The sequence below is a fragment of the Campylobacter sp. JMF_04 NA10 genome (genome assembly GCF_027737655.1).
Taxonomy (GTDB): domain Bacteria; phylum Campylobacterota; class Campylobacteria; order Campylobacterales; family Campylobacteraceae; genus Campylobacter_B.
In genome coordinates this window covers 110,654-134,870 of sequence record NZ_JAOVTZ010000004.1, presented here as the reverse complement: position 1 = coordinate 134,870, position 24,217 = coordinate 110,654, and the positions used below count along the sequence as shown (strand labels likewise).

The window sequence follows — 24,217 nt, the reverse complement described above, 5'->3', positions numbered from 1 at the left end:
CAATAATAAATAAAATAACACGCATTGGAAAATAACAGAAGTTAGATTTCAAAAACGGAAAGTGGATTATATTCAAGGGTTGCTTAAAAAGAGATTAAAGGAAAGGGGAATTTTGAAATTTTGCAAAACTCGCCAAAAGAGCTAAAAATTCACTTTTTTGTTATAATCTATCTTATTAAATTTTTTAAATTTGGAGATTTTATGAAAAAGATAATTTTAGCGATACTTATAATGGGGCAAATTTTTCTAAATGCCAACCAAAGCGATAAAGAGTTGATAAATTCGCCAGAACTTGATAGCAAAACAAATGAGCAAATGCAAATTCTATCCAAATTTGTAGATTATTCTAGACCGGTTCAATCCGACCTAAGATACAACAAATTGTCTAAAAAATTGGCAAATAATGAGATAAATATAGTAGAATTTGATAAAGCTGTTGAAAATTTAAAAGTCGAAACTACAAAAGATTTCTATGATAGTCTAGAATATTTTACTGAAATATCAATAGAAAGACCTTCGCCACGCGGAGTGTATTTTACAATCGATACAGATAATACAAATGAATTACCTAGCGAAATTTGTATGCTTAGCAACCTAGAAACAATCGATGTCCGTGAAGCCAATATTACAGATTTACCGCCTTGTGTTGTGAATTTGACAAAACTTTCTATATTAAATCTTAGAGAAACACAAATAAAAGAAATCACAGAAATCATAAGCAAAATTCCAAATTTAAAAGCTTTGAATTTAAGTCATTCTAAGATAGAAAATCTAGGAAAACATATATTAAATATGAAAAATTTAGAAGCGTTAGACATTTCGAGCACTGATATATCTGAAATTTCGCCTGAATTTGGAAATCTTATAAACTTAAAACAATTTAATTGTGATATGTGTAGAAAGTTAAAATCTATACCTGACGAAATGGCAAATTTAAAAAATTTGCAACTATTAAATTTGAGTTTAATTGCCCAAAAAGAATTTCCAAAATGGATAACAAATCTGCAAAATTTAGAGTATTTATCTACTAGTTTTAAAAATTTTCCACAAAATTTTTCAAATTTACAAAACTTAAAAGTTTTAAGTATCAGCAATGTAACCCAAGAAAACTTTATGGAGATACTTAAACTACACAATTTAGAGGATTTGCAACTAAACGATAGCAATATTACTACTATACCCGATGAAATTGAAAATTTAGCAAATTTAAGACGATTTGAATATACTCGGGGAAGCCTAAAAACAATTTCGCCAAAAATTACAAATTTGAAAAATTTAGAAACGCTTTTGATTTATGATAATAAAGATCTGTCTGCTCTGCCTGAAAATATCGGAGAATTAACAAATTTAGAATATTTAAACATAGGTTTTACTGGCATAAAAAAGCTACCACCTAGCATAGTAAATTTAAAAAATTTATTCCGTATAAACATTTTGGATTTGCCTATACAAAACCAAGAAATTTTACAAGAAATGCCGAATTTAAAGATAATTACAAAAAGATAAATTTAGTTTCTGCGACTAAATTCGTCATAGCCAAATTTTTGATTTTCAAAATTTTAAAACGAATAAGTAAAAGCGAATAAAAAGAGCTAAAAAAAGCTTAAATGGTGGTTAGAGGCAGAATCGAACTGCCGACACGCAGATTTTCAGTCTGCTGCTCTACCGACTGAGCTATCCAACCACGAAATAAAGGGGGCATTGTATTCAAACCCCGCTTAAAATCTATTTAAACGAGCCAGAATACAAAATTTAAAAGGGAGAATTTCAAGAAAAAATCTTGAAATTCAAAAAATTATTTTAAAGCAGCCTTTGCTTTATCGGCTAATGCAGCGAAAGCCTTAGCATCGTTCATAGCAAGGTTTGCTAGGATTTTTCTATCTAATTCGATGTTTGCAAGTTTAAGACCGTGCATAAATTTAGAATAGCTAATATCGTTGATTCTGCAAGCAGCGTTAATTCTAACGATCCATAGTCTGCGGAAGTCGCGTTTTTTCGCGCGTCTGTCGCGGTAAGCATAAACCAAACTTCTTTCTAATTGTTCTTTGGCTTTTCTGAAATGTTTTCTTCTTGCGCTATAAAAACCGCGAGCAAGTTTTAAAACTTTATTGTGTCTGCGTCTTCTAACAACGCCTGTTTTTACTCTTGCCATATTAATCCTTTCTTAAATGGCGCCCATTTTTGGGTCTTTCCCTATCTTAGGGGAGTTTGAATGACTAGGTCAAAAACTAAAATTATTTACAAAGCATAAGCTTAACAGCTCTAACATTTGTAGAATCTACATAATGTGGGCCGCGCAAATCTCTTTTACACTCGCTAGACTTTTTAGTCAAGATATGGCTGCGGAAAGCTGAACCGCGTTTAATCTTGTTTTTGCCTACTTTAAAGCGTTTTGCTGCGCCACGCACACTTTTCATCTTTGGCATGTTTATCCTTTTTTTTAAGATAAGCTGTGATTATATAATAAAATTTTAAATTTCTGCTGAAATTTAAAAATATTTAAGCTACGCCGAAATTTAAGACTTTTTCGGCGTAATTAGCATACTCACATATCTTCCCTCTAAAATCGGGGCTTTGTCGCGCTCTGCGCTACCTGCGAAATTCTCTTCCCAAATTTTGTTTAGCAAATTTACACCAATCTCAGGAGTGCTCATCTCGCGACCCTTCAAAAACACGCGAAGTTTGACATGTTTGCCAGAATCTAGGAATTCTTTTGCGTGTTTTACCTTGTAATTCACATCGTTTTGAGCGATTTTTGCCGAAAATTTTATCTCTTTAATCTCGATGATTTTCTGTTTTTTCTTGGTCTCTTTTAGCTTTTTTTCTTGTTGATAACGGAATTTACTATAATCCATTACCTTGCACACTGGCGGTTTCGCATCTGGCGCGATTAGCACGAGATCGACACCTTGTTTGCTTGCGATTTGCAACGCCTCATCTAGCGAGATTACGCCGTATGCTTCACCATCTTCGCCGATACACCTAACCTCATCAGCCTCGATTTCTTCGTTTAGAAAAACTTCTTTTTTGCTGCTCAAAAATTCACCTCATTTAATTTGTTTTGCACGAAATCCAAGAACTCGCTAAGCCCCAAATTTCGTTGTTCGCGCGCACGCCTATCACGCAATGCGACGCTACGATTAGCCACTTCGTTATCGCCAAGAACGATGATTAATGGCACCTTTTGCTTTTCGGCTGTTCTGATTTTTTTATTTAAAGTTTCGTTTTTGGTTAAAATTTCGCTGTCTATGCCCAAATCGCGCAATCCCGCTGAAATCTCTTTTGCATACGCGCTGTGCGCTTCGCCAATCGGGATAATCGCCACTTGTGTCGGACAGATCCAAAACGGAAGCTCGCCAGCTGTGTGTTCGATCAAAATTCCTATAAATCTCTCAAAGCTTCCCAAAATCGCTCTGTGAAGCATGACAGGCTGTTTTTTCTCATTGTTTTCGTCGATATAGCCTAGCTCGAAGCGATTTGGCAGGTTGAAATCCACCTGCACGGTGCCACACTGCCATTTTCGACCCAAAGCGTCTGTGATTTTGATGTCGATTTTCGGACCATAAAACGCACCGCCGCCCTCGTCGATACCGTATTTAAAGCCCTTTTCATCAAGCGCGTCTTTAAGCGCTTTTGTAGCGATCTCCCACACTTCATCATCGCCCACAGCCTTGGCGGGTTTGGTTGAAATTTCCATTTCGTAGTTGAAATCAAACGCGCCCATTAGCACATCGACAAAGTCCAAAATTTCATAAACATTTTCTTTGATTTGGCTTGGCATACAAAAGATATGCGCGTCATCTTGGGTGAATTCGCGCACTCTAAATAACCCGTGCAAAACGCCTGATTTTTCGTGTCTATGCACGACGCCGTATTCGCAAAATTTAAGTGGCAAATCACGATATGAGCGAATTTCGCTTTGATAGACTTTGATATGACCCACGCAGTTCATCGGTTTGATACCGTATTCTTGCTCTTCGATCATCGTAAAATACATATTTTCTTTGTAATTTGTGTAGTGTCCGCTGATTTTCCATGCGTCAGATTTTAGGATTTCAGGGCCTCTGACTGGCTCGTAACCGCGGCGGCGAAGCTGTCGATATAGCCTTTCTTCGAGTTTTACGCGCATTTTCGCACCCGCTGGCAACCAAATCGGAAGTCCAGCGCCGATTTCTTCATCAAATGTGAAAAATTTCATCTCCGCACCAAGCTTGCGGTGATCGCGCTTTTTAGCCTCTTCGAGCATTGTTAGGTGATTTTTTAAGCTCTCTTTATCGGCAAAAACCACGCCGTAAATTCGAGTTAGCATTTCACGCGTCTCATCGCCGCCCAAATACGCACCCGCAATCCTAGTTAGCGCGAAATTTCGCAAAAATTTTGTATTTGGCACATGCGGTCCGCGACAAATATCCTCAAAATCGCCTTGCGCATACAAACTCACTTCGCCCTCTGGGATTCGCTTCAAAACCTCGATTTTTAGGTCGTCCTCGGCATATTTTGCGCTAACAGCGCCTTTGGTAGAGCAAATTTTAACTATATCTTGCTTGGCTTCGGCTAGCTCTTTCATTTTTTTCTCAATCGCCTTTAAATCGTCCTCGCCAAGCTTCTCGCCGTCAGCCTTGCTCACGCGCATATCATAATAAAATCCATCTTCAATCGCAGGACCCACGAAAAATTTCGCGTCTGGGTAGAGCGATTTGACAGCTTGTGCCAACAAATGCGCGCATGAGTGGCGAAGCACTTTTAGCGCGTCAGCAGAGTTATCGAAAAATATCGGTTCTGCGCCATCTACGCCCTCGCCGATACTTTGGGTATCATAAATTTCACCATTAAATTTGTATGCGATAATGTCGCTCATTTTTTTCCTTTTTTACCAAATTTATCTTTTCTACAATAAAAGAATAAGCTGTAATTTTAGCCAATACAACCTTAACCGTAAATTTAAATTTGGCTAAATTTTAAGAAATTTTAAGCGAATTTTGAATTTTCATTAAATTTTGATTTGAAATTTAATTTTTTGGATTTTGTATTTTAGTGGTGACCCCTACGAGATTCGAACTCGTGTTACCGCCGTGAAAGGGCGATGTCCTAACCGTTAGACGAAGGGGCCACTTAATTCGGTTAAATTAAAAGGAACGATTATTTTATATAAATTGCGCTTAATTTTCACTTAATAAAGCTGGAATTTTTATAAATTTCGCTAAAATGAAAATATTAAAATTTAAAAAAGGACAAAAATGAAAAAAATAAATTTGATTTTTGCTGGATTTTTGGGAATCGGGGCAGTATTTTGTGGTTGCGCCAAGCTCACTCCGCAAAAGACGCAAGCGGTGGCGTTTTCGATAATTTCGCCAAATTTGCGCCTAAACGACACGGGATTTATTAGAAGTTTTAAAAACCAAACCGAGTTGCAGGTCTATTCTAGCGGGGTTAGCGTGCTTTCCTTGGTCGCAAAAAACGAAAGCGTGTGCATGAATAATGCCTGCGATGATGAGCTGACTTTCAATGAGAAATTTTTCAAAAACGCCCATTACAAGGGATTTTTGGGCGAGATTTTGGGCGCGAAGGCAATCTATGGCGCGAAAAATTTAGCCAAAACAGATTGCGGATTCGAGCAAAATTTGGGCGAAATTTCATACAGCGTCTGCGATGATAGCGGCAAAATTATCAAATTTAGCGACAAAAAAGCCGGGGTAAAAATCAGCATAAGAGAGCTTTTATGAAGCGTGTCGGAGCCCATGTAAGCGCTGCTGGCGGGGTTTTTAACGCTCCGCTTAACGCGCAAAAAATCGGCGCAGACGCGTTTGCACTTTTTGTCAAAAATCAGCGCCAGTGGAGCGCAAAACCGCTTAGCGATAGCGATATAGCGCAGTTTCGCGCAAATCTCACCACCACTGGCATACGCGCAGAGCATATCCTAGCCCACGATAGCTATCTCATAAATCTAGGCCACCCAGACCCCGCGCTTCGCCAAAAAAGCCTTGACGCCTTTATCGACGAGATAAATCGTTGCGAAAAGCTCGGCGTAAAACTGCTAAATTTCCACCCGGGCTCGCATTTAAATGAAATTTCGCCCCAGCAGTGTCTGCAAAATATCGCGGAGTGCCTAAATTTCGCTATCGCAAACACTAGCAGCGTCAAACTCGTCATAGAAAACACAGCAGGCCAAGGCTCAAATTTAGGCTTTGAATTCGCCCAAATCGCCTACATAATCGCATGCGTGAGCGACAAAGCCCGCATTGGCGTTTGTATCGACACCTGCCACGCGTTCGCCGGCGGATACGACTTTCGCACGAAAGACGCCTATGAGCGCACTATGAGCGAGTTTGACCGCGTCATCGGCTATAAATTTTTATCTGGCATGCACCTAAACGACACCAAAAACGACCTTGGCGTGCGCAAAGACCGCCACGAGAGCCTTGGGCGCGGATTTTTGGGGCTGGCAAGCTTCGAAAACATTATGAACGACAAAAATATCGATGAAATTCCGCTCATTTTAGAAACGATTGATGAGAGTATTTGGGCGGAGGAAATCGCGCTATTACGCTCGTTTGTGCGCTAAATTTAGCCAAATTTCGCTACCGCAAGTTTTTAAATACTGCGCCGAAATTTCGGGCGCAGTATTGCAGAGTTGCGTAGCGAAAATTTAAAAATTTAAATAAAAAAGGGAAATTTAGCGATTTGCTAAATTTCCCAAAATTTGCAATGAAATTTGCGTAAATTTTACTTCGCCACAGCTTCGATTTCGATAGAAATTTTTATATCATCGCCTAGCATCGCAGTGCCGCTACCTGGGGCAAAATTAAAATCAGAGCGTTTGATTTTGCCCTCTAAACTAAATCCGATTTTAGCCTTATCGCCCTGCTTGGCTTCGCCGCCAAAATCATAATCGAACTCGACTTCTTTGGTTACATCGCGAATCGTTAGCTCGCCTTTGACCTTGTCAGGCGCGAACTCTTTCATCTCAAATTTCATATCAGGGAACTTTTCTGAGCCGAAAAAATCGTCCGCTTGCAAGTGCGCGTCGCGTTTTTCGTTGTCAGTAAAAACTGAGGCGGTTTTGACCACGGCGCTTAGTTTGTTTAGTTTGCCAGCCTCAGCGTCAATCTCCGCGCTAAAATCCTTGAAGTTTCCGACCACATTGCTAATGCTCATGTGTTTGATCTTAAAACCTACGCTAGAATGGGCGTTATCGACCTCGTAAGGGGCAGCGTTTGCTAGCATTGCGCCAAGCGCGCATGCACTTAAAATTGACAAAAATTTCATTTTCTCTCCTTTTGAAAAATTTAAAATTTGGATTTTAGCTTATGTTTATTAATAAAAATTATTTATAAGAAATTTTATGCGAGAAAGGTGCGAAAAATATAGAAATCTATTTTTATCTTTTCTTTTGCAATTGATTTTTTAATTGATTTAAAAGCAGGGTATTTGAAAGTGTGCAATACACTACGATTAGCAATACATACACACTCCATTGTTTGTATAATTTTTGGCATTGAATTTTTTAAATTCTTCCTCTAATGCCTGTATGTCAATATCGGTGTTTTGCATAATTTGACTTAATAAATATTTGAAATAAAATTTAGAAAATTTAGAAGAAAAGTTGTCTGCGAGGAAACTCGCAGACAAGAGCTATTACATATATCCGTAGAAGTGAGCTAGGATATATCCTAGGAAGCATGAGCTGAATACGCCGATGAAACCAGGGATAATGAAGCTGTGGTTGATAACATATTTACCGATTTTTGTTGTGCCTGAGCGGTCGAATTGGATCGCAGCAAGGTCGCTTGGGTATGTAGGTAAGATGAAATAACCATAGCATGCAGTTGCGAACGCAATGATTGTTCCTGGATTTACACCGATAGCAATCGCTAGTGGAACGAAAGTCGCAGCAGCAGCAGCTTGTGAGTTAAGGAATTTTGAAATCAACATACCAACTACAATGTATGTAAATGGATATGCTTGCATTACCTTACCAAGTGAGCCAGCCAGCATATCGATATGAGCGTGGAACATAGTATCGGCCATCCATGAGATACCATAAATCGCAACAAGCGCAATCATACCACTGTGGAAGATTTCGTTTTGAGCGATTGTGCCAGCTTTGATACCTGAATAAATCATCATAATAGCAGCTGCAAGAAGCATAAACATTTGGATAGTATCAACCATACCAAGAGTTTTTGAGCCTTTTGTGCTTGTAGCTACATCGATTTTTGCGTTTTCGTAAGTTTTTGTTTCGCCTTTTGCATTTACATAAGTTACTTTTGCACCATCTTGGCTAACTTTGTAAGTTTTACCGTCTTTATCTTTAACCTCAACGCTTTGTGCGCTTTGAGTTAATTTAGATTTATCTTTTTTAACGCTCATTTTTGTCTCAGCACCGCTTAACATCATAGTTCCGTCGCTGATTTTTACTTTGTCTAAGACTTTTGAGCTGTCGCCTGCATCTACGATATTAACGATAGCAGCATCTTTTGAGATAGACCATGTTGGGCGAAGTTGTTTGTAATAACCCAAAACCGCAACAACAACGATTGCTGAAAGGAAGATATACATAACATTCCATTGTTTTTGTGGAAGTTTAACACCAACTAGTGATTTAGCGTCATCAGAACCATAGATGATTTTTCTTTGCTCTGGATCTTTAAGTTTAGCTTGGAATTCCTCATCTTTTTCAAGGCTTTTACCGCGGAATACTGAGTATGTGCTGATACATAGCATACCGAAGAAAGTAGAAGGAATAGTTACTTTAAGAAGGTCAAGGTAGCTAGAAAATCCCTCGATTTGAGCACCAGCGCCTAGCAATACAGCCACGATAGAAACACCAGCAACTGAAACTGGGCTAGCGATGATTGCTAATTGTGATGAAACGGTAGTAGCTGCCATTGGACGCTCTGGGCGCACACCACTTTTCATAGATACATCGTAGATAATCGGCAAAAGTGTATAAACTGTGTGACCAGTACCGCAAAGAACTGTCAAAGTCCAAGCACACATTGGTGCAACATAACAAACTAATTTTGGATTTTTTCTCAACGCTTTTTCAGCAAGTTGAAGCATAACATCCAAACCACCCGCAGCCTGCAATGTAGCTGAGGCGACAACAACCGCAAGGATTGTCAAAATAACATCAACGGCTGGTTTGCCCGGAGACATTTTGAATAAAAATACGAGTATAACTAAACCTATACCACCTAAAATACCAAGGGCCATACCACCCTTTTTGGCACCATAAAACAGACACGCCAAAACTATTATCAACTGAATAGTAAATTGGACGCTCTCAGACAAACCTGTAAGAAACTCCATCGCTTCTTCCTTTCCTTAAAAAATACTTATTTTATTATATCAATATTTCTTTTAAAGAAATATAAATAAAATTCAAAATATTAAATTTTTATAGAATAAGTGTTAAAAATTTATTTATAATACTTATTCAAAATTCAGAGTTATCTTTTCTCTACATGCAATCCAGCCCAAGTTTGCGCTGTCGCCATAGCCTCGACGATATTTATATTGACATGATGAGGCATATTTATGCAATTTAACACGATTTGTGCTATATCCTCTGCCTTAATCGGGTCTGTGTTTTCATAGACCTTTTTCGCCCTTGCTTTATCGCCCTTAAATCTCACATCGCTAAATTCAGTCTCGCAAATACCTGGCGCGATCTCTGTTACACGAATACCAGTGCCGATTAAATCGTTTCTGATATTTCTGCTAAATTGCTTCACAAACGCCTTGCTTGCGCCATAGACATGGCTTCCAGGATACGGCCATGCACCAGCAGTAGAGCCGATATTGAAAATATAGCCATTGCCACTTTGCAAAAGTAGTGGCAAAACTGCCTTTGTAGTGTAAATAACGCCCTTGATATTCGTATCGACCATAGTCTCTAAATCCTCGATTTGAGCGTCTTTAATGCCATCTAGACCAAGCGCAAGACCAGCATTATTTACCAAAATTTCGACATCTCTATACTCACTCGGCAAACTCTCCACAGCCTTAAAAATTTCATCTTTATTTCGCACATCAGCTGCGATTATATGGGTATTTCCTAGCTCTTTGGCTAAATTTTCTAATCTCTCTTTTCTGCGCCCAAGAGCGATGATTTTATAGCCCTCTTTACTCAAAATTCTAGCTATCGCCTCGCCAAAACCACTCGTCGCACCTGTAATAAAAGCTGTTTTTTTCATAAATTTCTCCTATTTTATGAAGCTAACTTCTGGCAAAATTTCCGCTAACGCCTCATCTTTTTTCTTGTTAAATTCAACCTTATTTTTCTCAAAAAGATTATTGCCTTTCGCGTCGATTGATACGATTAGTGGGCCAAATTCTTTGACTTTGCAATTCCACAAGGTCTCTGGCATACCAAGCTCCATCCAATCGGCACTTTGTATCTCCTCGACCTCCATAGCAGCGATTACTGCGCACCCTGCTGGGAAAACGCAGTGCAATGCGCCAAAATCCTTGCAACCATTTTCTGTATTGCTAGCCATTCCACCCTTGCCTACGATTACTCTAACGCCCGTTTTTTCGATAAATTCATACTCGAATTTCTCCATACGCATGCTTGTCGTTGGACCTACTGAGACGATTTCGTATCTATCCTCGCCACCAGTGCTTGTTTTTTTGATAATGGGGCCTGCGTGCAGTATCGCCCCGCCACGGATATCAAGTGGCAAAGGCATATTTTTTTCGACCACGCGCCTGTGAGCCACATCGCGACAAGTTACGATATTTCCACTTAGATAAATGATATCGCCAATTTTAATATCCTCTAAATCCTCCCTAGAAATCGGAGTTTGCAAAATTTTCTTATTCATATTTATAGTCCTTATGAGATGTCACAGTAAAGCTTAAATCGCCGTTCCAAACGATATTCGCGCGTCTGTGCGACCAGCAGCCTGTATTTACAGCCACAGCGATGACTGAGGGGTGACGGGCTGAGTTTTCGATATGCACGCCAAGCACCGAGCTAGCTCCGCCCATGCCTTGTGGGCCAAGGCCGATTTTGTTAATGCCATCTTCTAGCAATTTTTCGGTTTTTGCAGCGCGTTCGTTTGGATTATGCTTTCCAAGCGGACGAAACAAAGCTTTTTTAGAAAGCAACGACGCCACATCTATCGAGGTTGCCACGCCCACGCCCACGACTAGCGGCGGACAGGCATTTAAGCCATAACTTGTCATTATATCCATTACGAATTTCACCACGCCCTCATAGCCCATACCAGGCATTAGCACGCCGGCTTTTCCAGGAAGCGTGCAACCACCTCCTGCCATGTATGTATCAATCTCGCATTTATCGCTACCAGGGACTATTTCCCAAAAGATCGAAGGCACATCTTTTCCGACATTTTTGCCAGTGTTGTATTCATCAAAGGTCTCGACGCTGTTGTGGCGAAGCGGAGCTTCTTTTGTCGCTCGCAAGACGCTTTCACGCAAAATTTGCTCTAATTCGCCAATTAGCGGAAATTTCGCGCCACATTTTACAAAAAACTGAATCGCGCCAGTATCTTGACAAGAGGGGCGATTTAGCTCTTTGGCAAGCTCTTGGTTTTTAAACATTGTCTCATAAATCGTCTTTGCTAACGGCGCATTTTCTTTGCTCGCTAGCTCCTTTAATTTCGCCGTGACATCATCTGGCAAAATTTTGCCACTGTATCCGACAAAACTAGCCATAACGGCGGTCATTTTCTCTACATTTTCCACGCTCTCTCCTTATAAATGGTTGATTATACTCGCATTATACGCTGCGCCGTATCCGTTGTCGATATTTACGACACTAATGCCGTTTGCGCACGAATTTAGCATACCAAGCAAGGCTGCCACACCACCAAAACTCGCCCCATATCCCACGCTCGTAGGCACAGCGATGACTGGGGCTTTGACAAGGCCTGCAATCACGCTAGGAAGGGCTCCTTCCATACCTGCTATGACGATTAGGACTTTGGCTTTTTGGATTTCATCAAGCTTCAAAAACAGCCTATTTATCCCAGCCACGCCCACATCGGTGATTTTGCGCACATCATTACCCAAAAATTTCGCCGTCTCATAAGCCTCTTCCACAGCGTAAGAATCAGATGTGCCAGCCGAAATGATACCGATATAACTTTCGGTAAGTTTTTGCTCGTTTATGATAATGCTTATCGTGCGACCGACCTCGTTAAATTTGGCAAGCGGGAAGTCTTTTTGCAAAATTTCAGCCACCTGCGAATTTGTGCGCGTGATTAGGACATTGTTGCCACATTTTACACACTCGCGCGCGATTGCTAGGATTGCGCTAGCACTTTTACCTTCGCCATAAATCACCTCACCCACGCCACTTCTAAGCTCTCTTTGCATATCGACCTTAGCGCAGCCGATATCGGAAAATGGGTAGTTTGCGAAATACTCGACGACCTTTTCATCAGAAATTTTGCCACCCTTGATTTGGGCGATTAAGTCCAAAATTTCAGCCTTTTTCATTTAAAACTTCCTTTCTAAAACCCTTTAAATCAAGCAAAATTTCATCAATTTGTGAAATTTCATCTATTTTTTGAATAATTTTTGCAAAATTTTCACTCGCCACAAATTCGCTCATCAGCGCTCTTGGCATTTCGATTTTTAAATTTCGCCCATTATAGCGAGCTCTGATGTTTGCAAAGCCGTTTTGTATGAGTAAATTTTCCACGCGCTCAACCAATTTTAAATCATCTGCGCTAAATTCGCGCCCGTAAGGCAGGCGAGTTAGCAAACACGCAAAGCTAGGCAAGTCCGCACTTTCTAGGCGCAGGGTGCGTGAATACTCCCTAATTTGGGCTTTGGTTAAATTTATCAGTGGCGAAATGACGCCAAGCTCGCGCACGGCGCGAAGTCCTGGGCGATCTTCGCCCAAATCATCTTTGTTTGTGCCGTCTGCGAAATTTGAAAATCCCAAATTTCGCCCAAATTTAATTAAATTTTCGAATAAATTTTTTTTGCATAAATAACAGCGATTTTGCGGATTATTCGCGATTTCTTGCGGAGTTTGGAGTTCTAAAATTTCGTGGCGAAATTTGTGAATTTTAGCAAAATTTATAGCCTGCGAAATTTCGCGTTCGCTCATATATGGCGTTTTTATGGTAAGCGCGATGAAATTTGCGCCCAAAATTTCACTTGCCACGCAGGCTAAAAACGAGCTATCCACCCCGCCAGAAAAGGCCAAGGCGAGATTTTTAAGCCCTCTAATCTCTTCCTTTAAAGTTTCCATTTTCATACTCTTTGATCGCCGCAGCTCGCACCGTAGCGATATTTGTGCCAAATTTTTGTGCCAAATTTTTGCAATCATCAAATTCGGGCTTGATTTTTTCTCCGCCCTCAAATTTGCAAATTTTAATCCTAACCTCGCCAAATTTCGTATTCACAGCGCGAATTTGGCGTGGAAGCTCTGTTTTTTGCACAGAAATTTCACGCACCCCAATCGCCGTGGTATGGCGAAAAATCAGCTCTTTTAGCGCGGACGCGTCGCAAGATTTAGCTAGCACGCTAAGCTTCGTGCCAAGGCGCGATTTTTTCATATTCACAGCCTCGCTAAACACATCAAGCGCGCCAGCATTTAGTAAAATTTCGCTCGCTAACGCCAAGCCCTCAGCGTCCATATCATCGATATTTGTCTCGATTAAAACCTGCCCTGATTGAGCCAAGCGCTCATCTTCGCAAATCATAATTTTAAGCAAATTTGCGAATTTGGCTTCCTTGCTTCCAGCCCCATATCCAGTGCGCAAAATTTTAGCACTAAATTCGGCGCAAAATTCGCTCGTTAGAGCCTTTGCGATACCTGCGCCAGTAGGTGTCGTCTGCTCGAAATCACCGCCAAATTTCACAGGCACGCCAGATAAAATTTCACTTACCGCGGGTGCTGGCACGCTTAAAATTCCGTGAGCGCACTTCACAAATCCCCCGCCAAGGGCAAGTGGCGAGCAAAGCACGCGTGAAATCCCAAGCGATTCGAAGCAAATCGCGCTTCCTACGATATCGACTATACTATCAGTGCAGCCAACCTCGTGGAAATGGACATTTTCTAGGCTACTTTGGTGGATTTTTGCCTCCGCTTCGCCGATGATAGTGAAAATTTCGATTGATTTTTCTTTTACAAAATCGCTTAAATTTGAAGAATTTATTAAATTTACAATGTCTTTAAAAGTGCGTCCATGCTCATGGAAATGGGGCGTGGTGCTCCATTTGCGCTTTAAAATCACATCTACCTTCGTAGCGCTTATGCCAGATTTTAAAACCTTTTTGGCGCAAATTTCATACTCATTAGAAATTCCTAGCTTTGTAAGGCTGTGTTTTAAAAAGCCAAAATCTACGCCAAGGTCGATAAATGCGCCAAGGCACATATCTCCGCTAATGCCACTGGCGCAGTCTAAATAGATAAATTTACTCAAATTTTTGGAACCGTCATTGAACCAAATGGTAAAATCACAATTTTAGCGTCTTTGCCCTTCTCACCAAGCGCGTCATCTAGGGCTTTTTGCAAATCATGATATGGCTTTAAATGCACAGCTCTCATCTCATCATCGCTTAAATCGCTAACCGCCCAAGTCTGCGCCCAAAGCCCAATCTCAGCCATTTTGCCAGCTTTATGATAGCCTAGGTGAAATTCCTCTTGGATTTTTTCTAGCACTTTTTGTGGCGTATCGGCTGATGCCATGAGGTTAAAAAACGGCTTAGGGCCGATACCTGTGCGACATTTAGCTACCATGATAAGCACGCCACCCTGGGCTAGGGCTAGTTTGCCGTTATCTAGGGCTTTTTGGGCTTGGTATAAATCCACCTCCATTGGATATGGGGCTACTGAGATTACGATATCGGCTTTTTGAGGAATTTTGACGCAAAATACCTCTTCTGCTTTTTCGATACAATCATAAAATGTATCGTTTAAATCGCCACTATTTACATAATAAATATTATGGTCGCTATCTAGCACCGTCATAATCGCAAATACATCGATATGAGTTAGCACCTTCATCGCATCGACCATATCCTCATGCACAGGATTGCCCTCTAATCGCAAAGCCTGCGCGTCGTGGCTAAGGGCTAGTTTGTGGTTTTGCTCGATAGTTTCGTATTTGGCAACGCCTGGCAAAAACGCCTTTCTACCGCCTGTGTAACCCGCGAAATAGTGCGGTTCGACTGAGCCGATTGGGATAACCTTTTTCGCGTTTGCTACGATTTTGTTTAGATACATTTGGGTTTTGTTGCTACTCTCGCCCAAATAGACCATTTCATCGTTTTTAGAATCGTGGCTGTGGGCCTCGCCTTTGGCCTTAACCTCAGCCCAAATTTCTTTTGAAAAAATCATCTCATACTCATCTTCGGTCGGATCTCTGTGGCAGCCGTTTGCGATGATAAAGGTTTTCTTTTTGTCCCTGATTTTTGGATAAATTTCTTTTAAAATTTTAGATGTCGGAGTTGGGCGTGTGCCGTCATTTACGATGATTACGATCTCTTCATCACCACTGATAAACTCATCAAAAGTTTTTTGATTTATCGGATTTCGCATTGCTTTTTTGATAAGCTCGGCCTCATCAAATTTCTCAACCTTATTCGGATTGAAAATCCCCAAAAGATTTTTTTCGTCAAAATTTATGTTTAAAACATCATCTTTGCCATAACGAATTGGAACTTGCATTTTTCACCCCTTAAAATAAATTTAAATCATTAGATTGTATCAAAAATTTTATTTAAAAGAGATTTATGTAACAAAAATTTAACTTAATTATCAAAATTTAAGGTTTTTTAGCGGTAAAAAACCTTGCTAAACGCAAATTTAGCAAGGCGAAATTTTAAAAATTTAAAGCTTAAAGTAGATTATAAATATCATCTAGCAAGAAGTATTTTTTCTCGGCTGTGCCCTTGTAATATGGGGAAATGTGGTTGTTAAACTCTGTTTCGAAAAAGCCGGTTTTAGATAGCTCCACAAGCGCAGCGTCGATTGCTTTTAGCAATTCTGTGTTGCCCTTTTGCACGCCGATTGAGTTAAACTCAGAGGCTCCGAGGTTTTTTTGTGGGACTTCGACTTCTCTATTTATCACTGGAAACGCCATTACGATGATGTTTTCATCAGCATAGGCATCGCCTTGATTTTCAAGTAGCGCCCTAGCACAGCCACCAGCGCTATCGCACTCTTTGATAGTATAGCCTTGTTTTTGGAAATATTTTTCGCCGATACTTCCTGGCATGGCTAGGATTGTTTTGTCTTTTAGATCTTTTATGCTCGTTATCGCGTCTGCTTTGCGGGTTAGGATACCGACATTTACGCTAAAATACGGGCTAGAAAAATCAGCAAGCTTCTCGGTCTCGGCGGTAGGGACTAGGGTCGAGACAGCCATATCCACAGCGCCATCTTGCAACAATCTATAAGAAGCTTCGTCGTTCGCAGAAGCTACGAACTCCACCTTTCCCTCGCCGCCTGCGAAAATTTTCGCAGCCACAGCCTCGGCTAGGGTTATTTCAAAACCCTCGTATTTGCCGTCAGTTAGCTTGCCAAATGGAGCCTCGTCATCATGGACGGCTATTAGAATTGTTCCGCTAGATTTGATTTCTGCTAGGCTTTTGGCGCAAACTCCGCTAAAAAGTAGCGCACTAGAAGTTAGTGCGAATAAAATTTTATTCATTTTTTTCCTTTTTTTTAGTGTAGATAAAAATTTAGGCGCTGATTATATACTTAAATTGTTTAATTAAATTTTAAAATACATAGTATTTTTATAAATTTACCAAAGTATTGTATTTTTACCTTTTAAAGCTAAATATTCATTACATTTGCTAAAATGTCTGCACCCAAAAAACCCACCGCGCGCTAACGGGCTAGGGTGCGGGGCTGTGAGGATTAAATGACGATTTGCGTCGATCAAATTTGCCTTTTTTATGGCGAAATTTCCCCAGAGCATAAAGACTAAATTTTCGCAGTTTTCGCTGATTTTGGCGATTATGGCGTCTGTGAATTCGCCCCAGCCAAGCTTAGCGTGCGAATTTGGAGCACCTGCACTCACGCTTAGAGTGGAGTTTAGTAGTAGCACGCCCTGCCTCGCCCACGGGGTCAAATCGCCCCCACTTATGGCGCACGAGCCGATATCTGCGATGATTTCTTTGAAAATATTTTTTAGGCTTGGCGGGATTTTTACCCCCTCTGGCACGCTAAATGCTAGCCCCATAGCCTCGCCTGCGCCGTGGTAGGGGTCTTGACCTATGATTACGACTTTTAAATTTGATAATGGGGTCAAATTTAGGGCGTTAAAGATTAAATTTAGCGGTGGGTAAATTTGGGTAGTTTGTGAAATTTGAGCTAAATTTCGCTCTAAATTTTTGAAATTTTCGCTTTGAAATTCGGCGCGCAGTAGATCTCTCCACTCGCGCGCACTAAGAAATGAGGCTAAATTTAGCACTAAATTTTGCCCTTAAATTTAAGCTGGTTTTGGTCCTACGGCCTTAGCCACGATGTATCCGACCAGACCTGAGACGATAGAGCCGATGAAAACAGCGAGTTTGTCTGTGTGATGATAAATGTCGCTTCCGCCATAAGCTAAGCCATCGACAAATAGCGCCATTGTAAATCCAATACCGCAAATTATGCTTACAGCGTATAGTTGCGCCCAGTTTGCGTTTTCTGGCAAGTAGGCGATTTTGCCCTTGATAAGTAGCCAGCTAAATGCGAAAATTCCAAATTGTTTGCCGAAAAATAGGCCAAGCGCGATACCCATTGGAACTGGGCCAAATAGATAGCTAGGGCTCATGCCAGCTAGGCTTACGCCCGCATTTGCGAAGGCAAAAATCGGCAAAATGAAAAAATTCACAGGATACGCAAGTCCGTGCTCCATATCTTTTAGCATTGAGCCAGAGCGAGTTTGCAATGGGATACAAAATCCAGCCACAACGCCAGCGATTGTCGCGTGGATACCAGAGTTTAGCACCATTACCCACAAAATAAGCGACATAATGACGAAAAGCAGTTTTTTATCTACCTTCATTTTATTCATTATAAACATAATCGCCACGCAAATTCCTGCGCCGATTAGGTAAGAGATATTTATCGTAGATGAGTAGAAAAGCGCAATAATCAAAATCGCGCACAAATCGTCCATAATCGCTAGTGTTAAGACGAAAATTTTAAGACTTGCCGGAATTCGTTTGCCAAGTAGTGCCATTACGCCCACGGCAAAGGCAATATCAGTAGCCGTAGGAATCGCCCAGCCTTTAAGCGCCTCGCTATCGCCCCAGTTAAGTATCGTAAAGATAATCGCAGGCGCCATAACACCGCCAAGAGCGGCAAAGCTAGGAAGCAAAATTTGAGAAAAATGGCGAAGCTGACCTTCGATTTTTTCGCGTTTTAGCTCCAAACCGATAGCGAAGAAAAATATCGCCATTAAAAAGTCGTTTATCCAAAAGTGCATATCCTCATCGAGTTTTAGTTTGCCGATACCCATGACGATGTGCGTGTGGATAAACTCGCGGTAATACGGAGATAAAATATCGACATTTTGTGCGATGATAGCAAATACTGCGGATAAAAGGAGGATTACGCCAGCACTACTTTCGCTGGATAGGATTTTTTTAATTATGCGTTGCATGATTCTCCTTTAAACAAATTTGTCTATTTTAGTATAAATTTCATTAAATTCTCATTGATTTGGCATGATTAACATAGCATAAAGTATGCCTATCATCAGAATCGTTGGAATTTCATTTAGCGCACGGAAATACTTGCCACTTTTTTTACAGGCGTCTTTTTCGAATTTAATCAAATAATAATGAAGCCAAAAATGATAAGCCACCATTAAAACAGCGCAAAGTAATTTTAGGTGAAAATATCCCATTTTCATAAGTCCCGGATTTAGCAAAATCAGCATAACCGCGCTAAAAATCGTAACCGCCAAAGCTATCCAGCCGATAGCGTGATAAAGCATTTTTTCCATTTTTTTCACAACTTTGACAAAATTTGGATTGTCCAAATTCTCAGCGTGATAAACATATAGGCGCGGTAGATAAAACAGCATCGCCATCCACGAAATAAAGCCCACAAAGTGGATAAATTTAAACCAATAATAACTCATTTTCCTTCCTTTCAATCTCTCATTAAAATATCTTTTCTAGCTTCAAATTCTTCCTTGCTAATCGCCCCTTTTTGGAAAAGCTCGTATAGGGCCTCTACCTTTTTAAGACGCTGTGAATAATCCTCAGCCACGCCTTCGCCGGCTTCTTCGTTGATATCCTCGACCCAAATTCCTACGAAAAATAGGTCAAAAAGCACCCAAAGAAGCCAAATCGGCAAAATCACAAGCCCTAGCAAAAAATACAGCGTAAAAATCCCAGCCCAATACAGCCCGATTTGCGCAAATCCACTGACAAATTTACCACAATAAATTCGGTGCAAACCGCCACCAATCGGCAATCCCACAGCCCACGAAAAAGCTCCGGCAAACCACAGCGCATACGCGATATAATTGTTTCTTTTCAAATTTTGCCTTTCTTTGAAATTTTCAAATTTTGCCACAAAAATATGACAATTGCTAAATCAATCATCACATCGGCAAAGTTAAAAACCGCAAATTCAAACCATTTGTGCCACGCCACATAATCCACAACTCCGCCGTGGATAAAGCGATCTAGCACATTTGAAACCCCGCCTCCAAGCAAAATGCCAAAAGGAAGCCAGTGCGCGTTAAAAAGCTCTTTTTGGCTAAAAACATACCACGCCAAAAGCGCGATTAGCCCAAGCTGGATAAATTTCAAACTCTCGCCCAAAAAAGCTAACATCGAAAACGCCACGCCTCTATTAAAGGTCAGTATCAGCGAAAAATACTCACCCTCCCACGAAAAACCATTTAAAAATATAAATTTTATAAATTGATCAAGCGCCAAAACAAGCGTAAAAATCAGGACAAATTTAACAAATTTTCTAGTCATTTAACGCTTTTTTGAAAAATTTTTCTGCTTCGTTCGCCCATTTTTCCAGAGCTTTTGCATTTTTGCCCTCAAAAAGCAAACGGATTAAATTTTCCGTGCCAGAGTAGCGAAATAGCGTGCGAATTTTATCTTTTTTGATCTCTTCTTCAAGCTCTTTTAGTCCAGCGATTTTTTCAAGCGGTTTTTTATTTGTAATCTTTAAATTTCGCAAAATTTGAGGATAAGGCTTGATTAAATTTGCTAGCTCGCTCGCTTTTTTATTCATACCGAGCATACACGCTGCAAATTGAAGTGCAGAGGCGATTCCATCGCCTGTTTTAGCATAATCGCCAAAAATCACATGTCCGCTTTGCTCGCCACCGAAATTCGCCTTTTTCTCTTTCATCATTTCAAGCACAAATTTATCGCCCACACTGCATCTATGCACGGAAATTTTGTGCTTTGCCAAAAAATCATCAAGCGCGCCGTTACTCATAACAGTTGCGATAATTTGATCGTTTTGAAGCTTGCCAAGCTCTTTTAAATACAACGCCAAAACGCCAAGCAAAATATCTCCGTGTAAAATTTGACCGCTATCATCGACTACGACTAGCCTATCGGCGTCCCCGTCAAAGGCAAATCCCACATCAGCGCGCAATCTTTTTACTTCGCTTGCCAAATTTTGCGGAGCCAAGGCGCCACAATTTTCGTTGATATTTTTTCCATTTGGCTCATCGCCAAGCACTATCACTTCTGCGCCAAGCTCGCTAAACACCGTCGGAGCGACCTTGTAACTTGCGCCATTTGCGCAATCAAGCACAATGCGAAGTCCATGCAGGGTTTTGTTTTTTGGAAATGAATTTTTAAGCTGGACGATATATCTGCCAATAACATCATCGACGCGCCTTGCCACGCCGATTTCCATCATTTGTTTTCTAGCCTCGGCGATTAGCTCGTCACTAAAATAGATTTTTTCGATTTCAGCTTCCTCTTTTTCGTCGAGTTTAAAGCCCGTGTGATCGAAAAATTTAATGCCATTATCATAGTATGGGTTATGTGAAGCGCTTATCATGATTCCGCCATCACAGCGCATATCCTCTGTCAAAAACGCGATTGCTGGGGTCGGCATAGGGCCTATTTGGCGGACATTGTATCCCACAGAAGTAAGTCCAGCCACAATCGCAGTTTCTATCATATAGCCACTTCGCCTTGTATCTTTTCCTACTAAAATCATATTTGTAACGGAATTTTTCCTAAAATAAATTCCAGCTGCCATAGCTAATCTCATAGCAAGTTCAGCTGTCAAAAACTCGCCCGCTCTGCCCCTGACGCCGTCAGTTCCGAAAAGTTTCATAAATTTAATCCTTTATAAATCAAAATTCTCGCAATATTAGCAAAAAAAGTTTAATAATCGAATTTCTTTTAAAAATTGCTTAATTTCAGCAACGCTTAAAATTTTTGTAGTATAATCACGAGTTTAATATTTTCATTTAAAGGGATAAAAATGGCAAATCACAAATCAGCCGAAAAACGCGCTAGACAAACTGTGAAAAAAACAGAGCGCAATAGATTTTACCGCACAAGAGTAAAAAACATGACAAGAGCGGTAAGAGAAGCAGTAGATAGTAAAGACCTAGCAGCAGCCGAGGCAGCGCTAAAAGTAGTTAATCAAAGCTTCCACGCTTTCGTTAGCCGTGGATTTTTGAAAAAAGAAACTGCAAGCAGAAAAGTTAGCCGCTTGGCAAAACTAGTAAATACACTAAAAGTCGCATAATTATCATTAAATGTTAGCCCAAAAATTACAACCCTTTTTAGACCGATACGAGGAGCTTTCACGGCTCCTTAGTGATCCAGGTATCGCAAGCGATATCTCAAATATGACAAAGCTTTCCAAAGAGCAAAGAGGTATCGAGCCGATAAAAAACGCCGCAGATAGGTATATAAAGGTTGTCGCTGATATCGAGGAAAACAAAAATTTATTAGGCGATCCTGAGCTTGGCGAGCTTGCCAAAGAGGAACTTAAAAATTTAGAACTCGAAAAAGACGAACTCGAAGAGCAAATCAAAATTTTACTTCTTCCAAAAGATCCAAATGATGATAAAAATATCTTCCTTGAAATTCGCGCCGGAACCGGTGGCGACGAGGCTGCGCTTTTTGCGGGAGATTTGCTAGGGGCGTATTTGCGTTATGCTGAACTTCGTGGCTATAAATGCGAAATCGTAAGCCAAAGCGAAGGAAGCGTGGGCGGTTTTAAAGAAGTTATTTTGCTTGTTAAGGGCGACGGGGCGTATTCTAGGCTTAAATTCGAAGGCGGCACACACAGAGTCCAAAGAGTGCCTGAAACCGAAAGTCAAGGACGCGTGCATACTTCTGCTATCACGGTTGCTGTGATGCCTGAAATCGAAGATAGCGAAATCGAAATCAAAGATAGCGATTTGCGTATCGATGTCATGCGTAGCTCAGGGCATGGCGGACAATCCGTAAATACCACTGATAGCGCCGTTCGTATCACGCATATACCGACAGGTCTAGTCGTAACCAACCAAGACGGCAAAAGCCAACACAAAAACAAAGAAGCCGCGATGAAAGTGCTAAAAGCTAGGCTTTATGACTTGCAAGAGCAAGAACGCCTAGAAAAAGAGCGCGCCGAACGAAAAGATCAAGTAGGCACCGGCGATAGAAGCGGTCGAATTCGCACTTACAACTACCCGCAAAACCGCATTTCAGACCACCGCATAAATTTAACACTTTATCGCTTAGACGCGATAATGGCTGGTGGATTATTTGATGAAATCATCGATCCGCTCATCACAAACGCACAAGCCGAAGCGATTGCAAACGCAGGGCTGTAAAGCAAAATTTATCTATAAATCAAATTTAATCAAAATTTTATCTGTTTTTAATGGGGGGGGGGTTATAATCTCCTTTTTTTAATTTTTAAAAAAAGGAAATTTTATGGGAATTTTAAAAAAAACTTTCGGTGCCTTTGGTTGGAGTGGTTATCTTCCACCTCTATTTCTTGCGGTGATTCCAGCTGGTATATTCGTGGCAACCCTAGATGATAGCTCTCTTAATGCTGCTATGTATGTCTATATCGCTATCTCGGTACTTTTATACCCTTATGCATGTTTTGTCTATACAGGTATTGTAAATTTTATAATGGGCGATGATGTATTTGTTATAAATGTATTTGTTCTTTTAGTTTGGAGACTTATGATTTACATGTTGCTTTTTTTATTTGCAATCTTTATCGCACCTATCGGACTTTTATATTTGTGGTATGCTAGCACTAAATATGAATTTTGATGAATAAATTTGCCATTTTAAACTAAATTTATTTAAAAATTTGCTATTCTCTTTCGAATTTTAATCAAAAGGATAGCTATGAGCAAAAAAGTATTTATCTGCGTTGATGAAAATGCGCTTTTAAAACCTGTTTGCGATTATGGAATCTACACTGCAAAGCGTCTTGACGCCGAGGCTGTGTTTATCCATGTAATCGAAACCCCAGAGCTTGGTCAAAATTTTTACGGACTTGCAGCTGGCGGGATAGTTTTGGGCGAAAATGATATGGTAATGTCGCAGTATGGGGCGTTTGACGGCAAAGACAACGAAGTAGATGAGAGCAAAATCAAAGCATGGCTAGATAAATGCGTAGATGAGGCAAAGGCTCAGGGCGTGAGCGCTAGCGCGATTTTGCGCGACGGCGATTTCATCGAAATCATCGAAGAATACAAAGATGAGGCTAGAATTTTCGTGCTAGGCATAAAGGGCACAAACAGCGAAGATGTGGGCTTTAACGCAACCATGCTAATTAAAGAGATGAAGGTTCCAGCACTTTTGGTAAATAAAGATTTCAGCCCGATAAACTCAGTGCTTGTGGCGTTTGACGGCACAGAGGCTGCGCAAAAAACTCTAAATTTCACAAAAGAGGCCAAACTTCTAAAAGACGCGAAAAAATATGTCATAAATGTAAATAACGACGCCGAGGAATCGCAAAAAACGCTTGAAATCGCAAGAGAAATTTTAAAAGGCGAAAACGCCGAATTTGTAAGCGTTTCAGGCGATGTGCCAGGCGATGAGATTATCAAATATCGCCGCGCCAACAACCTAGACTTAATCGCGACTGGCGCATTTACGAAGAGTTTTTTCAAAAAGCTTTTTGTAGGAAGCGTTTCAGAGGATATCTTGCACAACGCTCTTGTGCCAATTTTAGTTTTAAGTTAAAATTTGGGGCAAATTCGCCCCAAATTTACCAAAATTCTTTAAATTTCAAAATTCTATCAAATTTCAAAATTTCACCAAATTT

Annotated in this window: 26 protein-coding genes, 2 tRNA genes and 2 pseudogenes; 7 read left to right on the top strand and 23 right to left on the bottom strand. The window is 40.5% G+C overall.

From position 1 onward, the window contains the following. The first annotated feature begins 201 nt into the window (after positions 1-201). Positions 202-1,506 carry a leucine-rich repeat domain-containing protein gene (locus OFO12_RS06745; protein ID WP_270869933.1) on the top strand — a complete coding sequence of 435 codons (1,305 nt, stop codon included), beginning with the start codon at positions 202-204 and terminating at the stop codon, positions 1,504-1,506. 102 nt (positions 1,507-1,608) lie between these two features. Here the strand turns inward: OFO12_RS06745 and OFO12_RS06740 are convergent. The 6 genes from OFO12_RS06740 to OFO12_RS06715 form a co-directional block, all read right to left on the bottom strand. Beyond that, positions 1,609-1,684 (bottom strand) — tRNA-Phe (locus OFO12_RS06740). A gap of 111 nt (positions 1,685-1,795) precedes the next feature. Beyond that, positions 1,796-2,152, bottom strand: a complete 357-nt coding sequence (gene rplT / locus OFO12_RS06735; protein ID WP_270858736.1) for a 50S ribosomal protein L20 — start codon at positions 2,150-2,152, stop codon at positions 1,796-1,798. Between the two features lie 82 nt (positions 2,153-2,234). Continuing rightward, positions 2,235-2,426 (bottom strand): 50S ribosomal protein L35, encoded by a 192-nt coding sequence (gene rpmI / locus OFO12_RS06730; protein WP_270858735.1) that lies wholly within the window; start codon positions 2,424-2,426, stop codon positions 2,235-2,237. Between the two features lie 90 nt (positions 2,427-2,516). Beyond that, a complete protein-coding gene (infC, locus tag OFO12_RS06725) occupies positions 2,517-3,038 on the bottom strand; it encodes a translation initiation factor IF-3 (protein WP_270858734.1) in 522 nt (173 codons plus the stop codon). Next, a complete protein-coding gene (gene thrS / locus OFO12_RS06720; RefSeq protein WP_270869932.1) occupies positions 3,035-4,858 on the bottom strand; it encodes a threonine--tRNA ligase in 1,824 nt (607 codons plus the stop codon). The genes infC and thrS overlap by 4 nt, the downstream gene beginning before the upstream one ends. Before the next feature lie 177 nt (positions 4,859-5,035). After that, positions 5,036-5,110, bottom strand: a tRNA-Glu gene (locus OFO12_RS06715). Between the two features lie 127 nt (positions 5,111-5,237). Here OFO12_RS06715 and OFO12_RS06710 point away from each other — a divergent pair. Together OFO12_RS06710 and nfo are read left to right on the top strand one after the other, a co-directional pair. After that, a complete protein-coding gene (locus tag OFO12_RS06710) occupies positions 5,238-5,723 on the top strand; it encodes a hypothetical protein (protein ID WP_270869931.1) in 486 nt (161 codons plus the stop codon). Beyond that, complete coding sequence (nfo, locus tag OFO12_RS06705) at positions 5,720-6,562, top strand: deoxyribonuclease IV (protein WP_270869930.1); 843 nt, start codon at positions 5,720-5,722, stop codon at positions 6,560-6,562. The genes OFO12_RS06710 and nfo overlap by 4 nt, the downstream gene beginning before the upstream one ends. 161 nt (positions 6,563-6,723) lie before the next feature. Here nfo and OFO12_RS06700 read toward each other — a convergent pair whose 3' ends face one another. From OFO12_RS06700 to glmM, 17 genes and pseudogenes are all read right to left on the bottom strand, one after another. Next, on the bottom strand, positions 6,724-7,266 hold the full coding sequence (locus OFO12_RS06700) for a YceI family protein (RefSeq protein ID WP_270869929.1): 543 nt from the start codon (positions 7,264-7,266) through the stop codon (positions 6,724-6,726). Between the two features lie 369 nt (positions 7,267-7,635). Continuing rightward, positions 7,636-8,223 (bottom strand): annotated as a pseudogene (locus OFO12_RS08085) (anaerobic C4-dicarboxylate transporter family protein); the annotation flags it as partial. A 263-nt stretch (positions 8,224-8,486) separates the two neighbouring features. Beyond that, positions 8,487-9,312 (bottom strand): annotated as a pseudogene (locus tag OFO12_RS08080) (anaerobic C4-dicarboxylate transporter family protein); the annotation flags it as partial. Between the two features lie 140 nt (positions 9,313-9,452). Beyond that, positions 9,453-10,199, bottom strand: a complete 747-nt coding sequence (locus OFO12_RS06690) for an SDR family NAD(P)-dependent oxidoreductase (RefSeq protein WP_270868565.1) — start codon at positions 10,197-10,199, stop codon at positions 9,453-9,455. A 9-nt stretch (positions 10,200-10,208) separates the two neighbouring features. Beyond that, positions 10,209-10,829: a L(+)-tartrate dehydratase subunit beta gene (gene ttdB / locus OFO12_RS06685; RefSeq protein WP_270869927.1), complete on the bottom strand. Its 621-nt coding sequence runs from the start codon at positions 10,827-10,829 to the stop codon at positions 10,209-10,211. Next, positions 10,822-11,715, bottom strand: a complete 894-nt coding sequence (gene ttdA, locus OFO12_RS06680; RefSeq protein WP_270869926.1) for a L(+)-tartrate dehydratase subunit alpha — start codon at positions 11,713-11,715, stop codon at positions 10,822-10,824. Before ttdA ends, ttdB begins: the two co-directional genes overlap by 8 nt. A 9-nt stretch (positions 11,716-11,724) precedes the next feature. Then, entirely contained in the window at positions 11,725-12,471 is a 747-nt protein-coding gene (gene larB, locus OFO12_RS06675) for a nickel pincer cofactor biosynthesis protein LarB (protein ID WP_270869925.1), read from the bottom strand. Continuing rightward, the gene (gene larE / locus OFO12_RS06670) at positions 12,458-13,234 is read right to left on the bottom strand and encodes an ATP-dependent sacrificial sulfur transferase LarE (RefSeq protein ID WP_333720446.1); all 777 of its coding nucleotides are present in this window, start codon (positions 13,232-13,234) and stop codon (positions 12,458-12,460) included. The genes larB and larE overlap by 14 nt, the downstream gene beginning before the upstream one ends. Beyond that, positions 13,209-14,411 carry a nickel pincer cofactor biosynthesis protein LarC gene (gene larC, locus OFO12_RS06665; protein WP_270869923.1) on the bottom strand — a complete coding sequence of 401 codons (1,203 nt, stop codon included), beginning with the start codon at positions 14,409-14,411 and terminating at the stop codon, positions 13,209-13,211. Before larC ends, larE begins: the two co-directional genes overlap by 26 nt. Continuing rightward, a complete protein-coding gene (gene larA, locus OFO12_RS06660; protein WP_270869922.1) occupies positions 14,408-15,658 on the bottom strand; it encodes a nickel-dependent lactate racemase in 1,251 nt (416 codons plus the stop codon). Before larA ends, larC begins: the two co-directional genes overlap by 4 nt. A gap of 169 nt (positions 15,659-15,827) precedes the next feature. Then, positions 15,828-16,643: a transporter substrate-binding domain-containing protein gene (locus OFO12_RS06655; RefSeq protein ID WP_270869921.1), complete on the bottom strand. Its 816-nt coding sequence runs from the start codon at positions 16,641-16,643 to the stop codon at positions 15,828-15,830. A 96-nt stretch (positions 16,644-16,739) separates the two neighbouring features. Next, on the bottom strand, positions 16,740-17,411 hold the full coding sequence (gene ung, locus OFO12_RS06650) for a uracil-DNA glycosylase (protein ID WP_270869920.1): 672 nt from the start codon (positions 17,409-17,411) through the stop codon (positions 16,740-16,742). Positions 17,412-17,429: 18 nt separating this feature from the next. Then, positions 17,430-18,593 (bottom strand): Na+/H+ antiporter NhaA, encoded by a 1,164-nt coding sequence (nhaA, locus tag OFO12_RS06645; RefSeq protein ID WP_270858718.1) that lies wholly within the window; start codon positions 18,591-18,593, stop codon positions 17,430-17,432. Between the two features lie 51 nt (positions 18,594-18,644). Continuing rightward, complete coding sequence (locus OFO12_RS06640; RefSeq protein ID WP_270858717.1) at positions 18,645-19,076, bottom strand: CopD family protein; 432 nt, start codon at positions 19,074-19,076, stop codon at positions 18,645-18,647. An 11-nt stretch (positions 19,077-19,087) separates the two neighbouring features. Continuing rightward, the gene (locus OFO12_RS06635; RefSeq protein WP_270858716.1) at positions 19,088-19,480 is read right to left on the bottom strand and encodes an SHOCT domain-containing protein; all 393 of its coding nucleotides are present in this window, start codon (positions 19,478-19,480) and stop codon (positions 19,088-19,090) included. Continuing rightward, entirely contained in the window at positions 19,477-19,929 is a 453-nt protein-coding gene (gene lspA, locus OFO12_RS06630; protein ID WP_270862847.1) for a signal peptidase II, read from the bottom strand. The genes OFO12_RS06635 and lspA overlap by 4 nt, the downstream gene beginning before the upstream one ends. Beyond that, on the bottom strand, positions 19,922-21,262 hold the full coding sequence (glmM, locus tag OFO12_RS06625; RefSeq protein WP_270858714.1) for a phosphoglucosamine mutase: 1,341 nt from the start codon (positions 21,260-21,262) through the stop codon (positions 19,922-19,924). Before glmM ends, lspA begins: the two co-directional genes overlap by 8 nt. Before the next feature lie 150 nt (positions 21,263-21,412). On the opposite strand from glmM, the gene rpsT reads away from it, so the two are divergent. The 4 genes from rpsT to OFO12_RS06605 all read left to right on the top strand — a co-directional run bounded on the left by rpsT (position 21,413) and on the right by OFO12_RS06605 (position 24,135). Then, positions 21,413-21,682: a 30S ribosomal protein S20 gene (rpsT, locus tag OFO12_RS06620; RefSeq protein WP_270858713.1), complete on the top strand. Its 270-nt coding sequence runs from the start codon at positions 21,413-21,415 to the stop codon at positions 21,680-21,682. Between the two features lie 10 nt (positions 21,683-21,692). Next, positions 21,693-22,760, top strand: a complete 1,068-nt coding sequence (gene prfA, locus OFO12_RS06615; protein WP_270858712.1) for a peptide chain release factor 1 — start codon at positions 21,693-21,695, stop codon at positions 22,758-22,760. Positions 22,761-22,953: 193 nt separating this feature from the next. Next, positions 22,954-23,214: a hypothetical protein gene (locus OFO12_RS06610; protein WP_270869919.1), complete on the top strand. Its 261-nt coding sequence runs from the start codon at positions 22,954-22,956 to the stop codon at positions 23,212-23,214. Positions 23,215-23,292: 78 nt separating this feature from the next. Further along, positions 23,293-24,135, top strand: coding sequence for a universal stress protein (locus OFO12_RS06605; protein WP_270858710.1), 843 nt, complete (start codon positions 23,293-23,295; stop codon positions 24,133-24,135). Positions 24,136-24,217: the final 82 nt, after the last annotated feature.

Bases quoted from the DNA above. Each gene is read 5' to 3' on its own strand.
- rpsT (WP_270858713.1), top strand. From the start codon at position 21,413: ATGGCAAATCACAAATCAGCCGAAAAACGCGCTAGACAAACTGTGAAA.
- larE (WP_333720446.1), bottom strand. From the start codon at position 13,234: ATGGAAACTTTAAAGGAAGAGATTAGAGGGCTTAAAAATCTCGCCTTG.
- larA (WP_270869922.1), bottom strand. From the start codon at position 15,658: ATGCAAGTTCCAATTCGTTATGGCAAAGATGATGTTTTAAACATAAAT.
- thrS (WP_270869932.1), bottom strand. From the start codon at position 4,858: ATGAGCGACATTATCGCATACAAATTTAATGGTGAAATTTATGATACC.
- OFO12_RS06690 (WP_270868565.1), bottom strand. From the start codon at position 10,199: ATGAAAAAAACAGCTTTTATTACAGGTGCGACGAGTGGTTTTGGCGAG.
- glmM (WP_270858714.1), bottom strand. From the start codon at position 21,262: ATGAAACTTTTCGGAACTGACGGCGTCAGGGGCAGAGCGGGCGAGTTT.
- nhaA (WP_270858718.1), bottom strand. From the start codon at position 18,593: ATGCAACGCATAATTAAAAAAATCCTATCCAGCGAAAGTAGTGCTGGC.
- nfo (WP_270869930.1), top strand. From the start codon at position 5,720: ATGAAGCGTGTCGGAGCCCATGTAAGCGCTGCTGGCGGGGTTTTTAAC.
- lspA (WP_270862847.1), bottom strand. From the start codon at position 19,929: ATGACTAGAAAATTTGTTAAATTTGTCCTGATTTTTACGCTTGTTTTG.
- prfA (WP_270858712.1), top strand. From the start codon at position 21,693: ATGTTAGCCCAAAAATTACAACCCTTTTTAGACCGATACGAGGAGCTT.
- larB (WP_270869925.1), bottom strand. From the start codon at position 12,471: ATGAAAAAGGCTGAAATTTTGGACTTAATCGCCCAAATCAAGGGTGGC.
- OFO12_RS06700 (WP_270869929.1), bottom strand. From the start codon at position 7,266: ATGAAATTTTTGTCAATTTTAAGTGCATGCGCGCTTGGCGCAATGCTA.
- OFO12_RS06710 (WP_270869931.1), top strand. From the start codon at position 5,238: ATGAAAAAAATAAATTTGATTTTTGCTGGATTTTTGGGAATCGGGGCA.
- OFO12_RS06640 (WP_270858717.1), bottom strand. From the start codon at position 19,076: ATGAGTTATTATTGGTTTAAATTTATCCACTTTGTGGGCTTTATTTCG.
- OFO12_RS06745 (WP_270869933.1), top strand. From the start codon at position 202: ATGAAAAAGATAATTTTAGCGATACTTATAATGGGGCAAATTTTTCTA.
- rplT (WP_270858736.1), bottom strand. From the start codon at position 2,152: ATGGCAAGAGTAAAAACAGGCGTTGTTAGAAGACGCAGACACAATAAA.
- ttdB (WP_270869927.1), bottom strand. From the start codon at position 10,829: ATGAATAAGAAAATTTTGCAAACTCCGATTTCTAGGGAGGATTTAGAG.
- OFO12_RS06655 (WP_270869921.1), bottom strand. From the start codon at position 16,643: ATGAATAAAATTTTATTCGCACTAACTTCTAGTGCGCTACTTTTTAGC.
- OFO12_RS06605 (WP_270858710.1), top strand. From the start codon at position 23,293: ATGAGCAAAAAAGTATTTATCTGCGTTGATGAAAATGCGCTTTTAAAA.
- rpmI (WP_270858735.1), bottom strand. From the start codon at position 2,426: ATGCCAAAGATGAAAAGTGTGCGTGGCGCAGCAAAACGCTTTAAAGTA.